The following is a 6,665-nucleotide window of genomic DNA, read 5'->3' as shown; positions in this document are numbered from 1 at the left end:
GGGCAGCGACGCCTCGACGTTCATCCCGAACGTGCCGCGCAGCTCGGCGAAGCCGGAATGCATCTCGGCGCAGAGGCTGCGCGCCCGCGCGCGCTGGCGCCGGTCGCGCGGCCACAAGGCCTTGTCGGGGTGCAGGTCGGCGACGTACTCGGCGATGGCGAGCGAATCCCAGACGGCGAAGCCGTCGTCGACCAGGAGCGGCACCCGGCCCGTGGGCGCGATCGCGTACAGCGTCTTCTTGAAGTCCGAACCCTCGTCCCAGTCCAGGCGCAGGCGCTTCTCCTCGAAGGCGATGCCCCTGTGCCGGAGCAGCAGCCAGGCACGCATCGACCAGGACGAGTAGTTCTTGTTGCCGATGTAGAGTTGGAGCACGGGCGTTCGTCGAGCGTTCGGGCCGCCGATGCTACTCAGCCGCGCCGCGCCCGCGAACGCCAGGCCTGCATTCGCGCCTCCTCGGTCGCCTCGCCGAGGTACTGCGGCGCGATGGCCTCGAGCGGCGTCGGCTCGATGCCGAGGCGGTCCAGGCCGGGCAGCTTGCCGCCGGCGATGCTGGGCACGCGCATCGAGTCGAGGTTGTCGCGCGACATCAGGGTCGGCCCGGGCAGCCACTCCATGGTCAGCGCCTGCAGGCGGCCGAGCCAGGCCGGCAGCGCCAGCACGCGCCGCGGATGACCGGACCAGGCCCCGGCGGCCTCGACGAGTTCCTGCAGCGTGTACTGGCGCGGACCGCAGCACTCGATCGTCAGGCCGATCGTCGAACGGTCGTCGAGCGACTGCACGATGGCGGCGGCCACGTCCTCCACCCACACCGGCTGGAAACGGGCATCGGCGCCGCCCAGGGGCATGACCGGGAAGATCGCCTGCAGCTTGGCGAACAGGTTCAGGAAGCGGTCGCGGGCGCCGAAGATGACCGAAGGGCGGAAGACGGTGAGCTCGAGTCCGGCCCCGGCCAGCGCCGCCTCGCCGCGTCCCTTCGAGCGCAGGTAGCGGCTCGGCGCGTCGGTGGCCGCGCCGAGCGCGCTGACGTGGACGATCCTGCGCACCCCGGCGCGCGCGCAGGCCGCGGCGAGCCGCTGCGGCAGTCGCACATGGACCCGCTCGAACTCGGCCTCGTTGCCGTGCAGGACCGCCACCAGGTTGATGACGGCATGCACGCCGCGCAGCATGTGCGCGAGCGCCGCGTCATGGTGCACGTCGCCGACCGCGATCTCGGCGGTGGGCAGCAGCTGCAGGGGCTTGGCGCGGGCGATGCGGCGGGTCGCGATGCGGATGAAGCCGTCGGCGCCGCCGCCGGAGCGCTCCACCAGTTTTTCGCAGACGCTGTGGCCGACGAAGCCGGTGGCGCCGAGGACGAGGACATTGAGCATGGCGGACCGGTCGCGCCGGCTGCAAGCGCCGGCAAGGCGGCGATTCTCGCCGAGCCTCCGCGAGGCGTCAGGGCAGGTCCTTCTCCGGCGGCGGTGCGTTGGGGTCGGGCGGCCCGACCGTGCGCCCGAGGCGGGCGCGCAGCGACGTGCCCTTCGTGCCGAGCAGGGCCGCGGAGTAGGTGGCGTTGGACAGCACCTTCTTGACGTAGTCGCGCGTCTCGGTGAAGGGGATGTTCTCGACCCAGGCGGCGGCATCGAGGACCGGCCCTTCGCGCCACTTGCGCGGCCGCCCGGGGCCGGCGTTGTAGGCGGCCGCGGCCATCGCCTGCGAGCCGCCCATGTCGTCGAGCACGAGCTTGAGGTAGGCGTTGCCCAGGCGCAGGTTGGTGTCGCGGTCGGTGATGAGCGATGGCGAGTACGGCAGGCCGATCTTCTTCGCCGTCCAGCGTGCCGTCGCCGGCATCAGCTGCATCAGGCCGGAGGCGCCGACGTGCGAGCGCGCGTCCATGATGAAGCGCGATTCCTGCCGGATGAGCCCGTACACGAAGGCGGGGTCGAGGCCGATCTCCTTGGCCCGTGCCGACACCTCGGGCAGCAGCGGCGTCGGGAAGCGCTGCTCCAGCGCGACCTCGGACTTCGTCTTCTCGCTGGTGTTGATGCAGCGGTCCCAGATCTGGCGCTCGCAGGCGTACTGGGCCGCGGCGAGCAGCTCGCGGTCGCTCATGCCCCGGATCGAGAAGTTCCATTCGCGCACGCCCTCGCCGCGCAGGCCGATCGAGACCAGGACCAGGCCGCGGACCAAGCCCGGGTTCGTCGTGACCGCGTCCTTCTCGGCTTGCGTCGGCGGCGCCGCCCGCGTCGGCAGCGCCTGCGGCTGGCCCAGTTCCTCGGCCGCCAGGGCACCGTAGAAATTCATCTGGCCGGCCGCCTCGGCGAACAGCTCGCGGCTGCTCGCGAGCAGGGATTCGCTGTCCTGCGAGTCCCGGGCGATGGCCCTCAGGCCGCGCGCCTTCCAGTACAGCCACGCCGGGTCCTTCTGCTCGGCCGGCGTCATCGCGTTGATGGCCTGGATCACCTGCTGCCATCGGGTGCGGCCGTTGTCGGCGCGCAGGGCGGCGCGCACCTTCCAGGCCAGCGTCTCGTCGGGCAGCTCGATCTCGCGCGTGGTCTTGCCCAGCAACCGCCCGGCGCGCAGAAAGTGATCGGCGGCAGTGGGCTGCAGCTTCGTCGCCGCCTGCCGGCCGATGCTGGCCCAGGCCCACGACGCGAGCTCGGCGGGCAGGGCCCGCTCCCAGCGGTCGGCGAGCAGCACGGCAGCGCCATCGCTGTCGCTCTGGGCCATGCGGACCAGCGCCAGGGTCGCCAGCTCGGCCTCGTTCCGGGTGGTGGTCGATGCCTTCTTGGCCAGGTAGATCGCAGGCGAGTCGAGAAGCTCGCCGACGGCAGCGCCGACGCCTTCGGACAGCAGGGCCGCCGCCTGCCGCGCCGCCTTCGGCTTGCCCGCGTCGACGCTCAGGCGCACCTTCTTCCAGATGTCGGCCGTGCCGAGGCCCCGGGCTTCCCTGAGCGTGGCGGCGAGGGTGGCGCAGCCGTCGTCGGCCTCCTTTTGCGCCAGCCAGGCGGCCAGCGCCGTCTCCTTCACGTCCCGGCCGGCGAGCTGCTCGGTGACGAGCCAGTAGCACGTCGCCTCCCGGTCGTCGTTCATGCGAAAGCGCGGGAACTCGGCGGCGACGTTGCTCCAGTCGCGGCGCTTGCCGAGCTCGAGCAGCCAGTCGTTGCGCATTCGGTCCTCGACGTAGCTGCCGCTCCATCGCTCGGCGAAGGCCGTGAACTCGGCCGGGTGGATCTCGCCGATCCGGTGGGTCAGCTCCCAGTACTCGACCCAGAGGGCGAGCGGGTTCTTCTCGGCCTGCGCCTGGGCGCGCAGCTGCGCCAGGCGGACGCGGTCGCGCTTGCGGAAGGCCTCGCGCGCCTCGAGCAAGGTGGTGTCGAAGCTCTGCGCCCGCACCGGCTGCGGCAGCGCCAGCGCGGTGATGGCGGCGGCGAGGAGCGCCGCGAGCATCGGAAACGGCGCGGTGCCCCCGGCCCGCGCCGGCGCGCGGCGCAGGGGCGACCCATATACTGAATCGGGAAGAGCTGAAGTCGTCACTGAGGTCCTGATCGAGTCGTGAACACCGCGCCCCCGCCGCCGAGTCCTGCGCTTGCAGAGCGGCCGGCCTTGCGGGCCCGGCTGCTCGGCGAACGGCACGCCTTCGTCGGCTCGGCCGCATTCGGCGCCGCCGCCGACGCCCTGGCCGGCCATCTTCGCGACACCCTGGTCCGGCTGGAGCCCGAGTGCCTCGGGCTCTACTGGCCCGTGCGATCGGAATTTAACGCAGCCGTCGCGCTCGCTGCCAACGAGGGGCTGCAGAAAGTGCAGCGCGCCCTGCCATATGCACGCCGCGATCCGCCCGCGCTGGAGTTCCGCCGCTGGGACGGCGCCGAGCCGACGCTCGTCGACGAGTGCGGCATCGCTTCCGTCGAGCCAGCCCTCGTGCTACCTGACGTCGTCGTCGTCCCCTGCGTCGGCTTCACGAGCGAAGGGCACCGGCTCGGCTACGGCGGCGGCTACTACGACCGTTGGCTGGCGGCGCATCCGCACGTGGTCGCGGTCGGCGTCGCCTGGTCTTTCGCCGAGATCGATCGGGCGACCTTCGCGGCTCGGGGACACGACGTGACCCTGTCCTGCATCGTCACCGAGCGCGGCGTGGTCTAGCCGACGAACGTCAGCAGTCGCTGCGGATCTCGCCGACGGCCGCCTGCGTCGCGGCCGCTTGCGCCTCGATCCAGGCGCTGAACTGCTGCACCTCGGGCCGGGCGCGGCTGCCCGGGGCAACGAGCATCCAGTACGAGAAGGGGCTGCCGATGCGCCCGGCCGCGCCGAACGGCTCGACCAGCTCGCCGCGCTGCATCGCCTCGTAGACGAGCGGGACGCGGCCGAGCGCCACGCCGTGCCCGGCCAGGGCGGCCTGCACCTGCTGGTAGGTGAAGTTGAGCGACAGCCAGCGGCCCGCCTGCGCCTGCGCCTGGCCCTGGCACTCGAACCAGTGTCGCCAGCTCAGGAACTGGGTGCTCGGCCGGTCATCGTCTTCCTCGAGAAGGGTGTGGCGGGCCAGGTCGGCGGGGGTGGAGAGGGCGGGCGCGGCGCCGCTGCGGACCTGTTCCCACAGGCCGCGGCTGACCACCGGCGTCAGCGTCTCGTCGAAGAGGTGGACGGCGCCGGGCGCGCCGGGCGCCGACTGCATGTAGCGCAGGGCGAGGTCGAGCTCGGGATCGTCCAGGTCGGCGATCGCGTCGTGCGCCGAGACGCGGATGTCGATGTCCGGATGCAGACGCTGGAAGCCCTCGATGCGCGGCAGTAGCCACAGCGACCCGAAGGAGGCGAAGGTGGTGACGCTGACGCGCTGCCGGCTGCGCGCGCGCCGGATCTGCTGCACGCTGGCGTCGAGCTTGCCTAGCAGCGGCCCGACCGCGCGCAGCAGGACGAGCCCGTCCGGCGCGATCTGCACGTGGCGGGTGCCGCGCACGAAAAGCTGCGCGCCGAGCTCTTCCTCGAGGGCCTTGATCTGCCGGCTGACCGCCGACTGGGTGACGTGCAGCTCGTCCGCGGCGACGTTGAAGCTCAGCGTCCGGGCGACCGCCTCGAAGGCCCGGAGGTTGCCCAGCGAGAGTGGCCGTCTTGAATGTGCATTCATGTGCTTTGAGCATCAATGCGCGGCGCGCAATTCATTGGATTCCTGCAGGTGAAAGCAGCATCATAGCGGCGTCGGTTGGCCTAGGAGACGATGATGAAAGCGCAAGAGTCCTGGTCCCTTTACGAAGGCGCCTCCCACCTTGGCAGCCACGGCGGAACGCTCCGCGTCGAGGCCGGCCAGGTCTGGCTCACCCGCAGCGGCGACCCGGACGACCACTTCCTGCGCGCCGGCGACGCCATCCGGGTTCCGCCCGGCGACATCCTCGTCGAGGCGTGGGACGCGGCTGGCGCGCCGGCTCGCATCGTCTGGGAGCCGCGCGGCCTCCTCGAGCGCTGGCGCAGCCTCTTGCACAATGCCGGCCACCCCAGGAGGCCGGATGGACGATCACAAGCAGGCGAGCGACCGCGACTCGTTGCGGAAAAAGCTCGTCGCGGCTCGGCAGGCGCTGCCTGACCGGCTCGAGCGCGCCGTCCAGCTGCAGCAGATCCTGCGCGCCTGGCTCATCGGCCGCCGCGAGACATCGATCGGCGCCTACTGGCCGATCAAGGGCGAGTTCGATCCGCTGCCGGCGCTCTACCGCTGGACCGAGGGCGCAGGTGACGGCAGCCTGCGCCGGATCGGCCTGCCGGTCGCCGACCGCGAGACGAAGTCGCTCCGCTTCCACGTCTGGTACCCGGGCTGCGAGACCGAGCTCGACGCCTACGACATTCCCAAGCCCAAGGGCACCGACGAGTTCCTGCCCGAGATGCTGATCGTGCCGTGCCTCGGTTTCGGCCCCGGCGGCGTTCGCCTCGGCTACGGCGGCGGTTTCTTCGACCGGACCCTGCGTTCCCTGTCGCCGCGCCCGGTCACCGTCGGCGTCAGCTACACGCATGGCTTCCTGCCGATGCTGCGTTCGTCGCCCGACGACCTGCCCCTAGACGCCCTGCTGACCGAAGACGGCGTGATGTGGCAGCGGCCCTGAGCCGCCGCTCAGGGAGTCGCGAGGCGACGGCAGATCTCGAGCGTCAGCCCCGACTGGTTCAGGGTGTAGAAGTGCAGGCCCGGTGCGCCACCGGCGATCAGCCGCTCGCACAGGCGCGCCACCACGTCGATGCCGAAGGCCCGGATCGACGCCGTGTCGTCCATGAATCCTTCCATCTTCAGCGCGATCCAGCGCGGGATCTCGATGCCGTCGCGGGCCGCGAACTGGGCGATCTTGGCGTAGTTGTGGAACGGCATGATGCCGGCGACGATGGGTACGTCGACGCCGAGCGCGCGCACTTCGTCGACGAAGTGGAAGTAGGCGTCGGGGTTGAAGAAGAACTGGGTGATCGCCGAGTCGGCGCCGGCCTTCACCTTGCGGGCGAAGTGCTCGAGGTCGCGGCGCGCATACCGCTGCTGCGGGTGGTACTCGGGATAGGCGGCGACCTCGATCAGCCAGTCGCGGCCCTGCGTCTCGCGGATGAACGAGATCAGCTCGCTCGCGTAGCGGAATTCGCCGGCGGTTCCGCTGCCGCTCGGCAGGTCGCCGCGCAGCGCGACCAGGCGGCGGATCTTCTGCGCCCGGTAGGTGGCGAGGATC

Annotated in this window: 8 protein-coding genes; 3 read left to right on the top strand and 5 right to left on the bottom strand. The window is 71.4% G+C overall.

Translation table 11 applies throughout. The annotated features are described in order from the left end of the window. The 3 genes from AC30N0_RS05555 to AC30N0_RS05545 form a co-directional block, all read right to left on the bottom strand. A partial coding sequence (locus tag AC30N0_RS05555; protein ID WP_489516932.1) for a glutathione S-transferase N-terminal domain-containing protein occupies positions 1-372 on the bottom strand: 372 nt, incomplete at its 3' end. A 35-nt stretch (positions 373-407) separates the two neighbouring features. Beyond that, positions 408-1,367, bottom strand: coding sequence for a complex I NDUFA9 subunit family protein (locus AC30N0_RS05550; RefSeq protein WP_489516931.1), 960 nt, complete (start codon positions 1,365-1,367; stop codon positions 408-410). 67 nt (positions 1,368-1,434) lie between these two features. After that, complete coding sequence (locus AC30N0_RS05545) at positions 1,435-3,429, bottom strand: lytic transglycosylase domain-containing protein (RefSeq protein WP_489516930.1); 1,995 nt, start codon at positions 3,427-3,429, stop codon at positions 1,435-1,437. A gap of 105 nt (positions 3,430-3,534) precedes the next feature. Here AC30N0_RS05545 and AC30N0_RS05540 point away from each other — a divergent pair, with 105 nt between their 5' ends. Then, positions 3,535-4,122, top strand: coding sequence for a 5-formyltetrahydrofolate cyclo-ligase (locus AC30N0_RS05540; RefSeq protein ID WP_489516929.1), 588 nt, complete (start codon positions 3,535-3,537; stop codon positions 4,120-4,122). 10 nt (positions 4,123-4,132) lie between these two features. Here the strand turns inward: AC30N0_RS05540 and AC30N0_RS05535 are convergent, their stop codons facing one another. Further along, positions 4,133-5,101, bottom strand: a complete 969-nt coding sequence (locus AC30N0_RS05535) for a LysR substrate-binding domain-containing protein (RefSeq protein WP_489516928.1) — start codon at positions 5,099-5,101, stop codon at positions 4,133-4,135. Positions 5,102-5,191: 90 nt separating this feature from the next. Between AC30N0_RS05535 and AC30N0_RS05530 the strand changes: the two genes are divergently transcribed. Together AC30N0_RS05530 and AC30N0_RS05525 are read left to right on the top strand one after the other, a co-directional pair. After that, a complete protein-coding gene (locus AC30N0_RS05530; protein WP_489516927.1) occupies positions 5,192-5,554 on the top strand; it encodes a DUF2917 domain-containing protein in 363 nt (120 codons plus the stop codon). Further along, complete coding sequence (locus tag AC30N0_RS05525; protein WP_489516926.1) at positions 5,478-6,065, top strand: 5-formyltetrahydrofolate cyclo-ligase; 588 nt, start codon at positions 5,478-5,480, stop codon at positions 6,063-6,065. Before AC30N0_RS05530 ends, AC30N0_RS05525 begins: the two co-directional genes overlap by 77 nt. An 8-nt stretch (positions 6,066-6,073) precedes the next feature. Here AC30N0_RS05525 and AC30N0_RS05520 read toward each other — a convergent pair. Then, positions 6,074-6,665 (bottom strand): methylenetetrahydrofolate reductase (locus AC30N0_RS05520; protein ID WP_489516925.1); only part of this gene is annotated, 592 nt, incomplete at its 5' end.

It is taken from the genome of Rhizobacter sp., assembly GCF_031412495.1.
Taxonomy (GTDB): domain Bacteria; phylum Pseudomonadota; class Gammaproteobacteria; order Burkholderiales; family Burkholderiaceae_C; genus Schlegelella_A.
The sequence above is the reverse complement of the archived record's forward strand: the minus strand, read 5'-3'. Positions and strand labels throughout refer to the sequence as shown.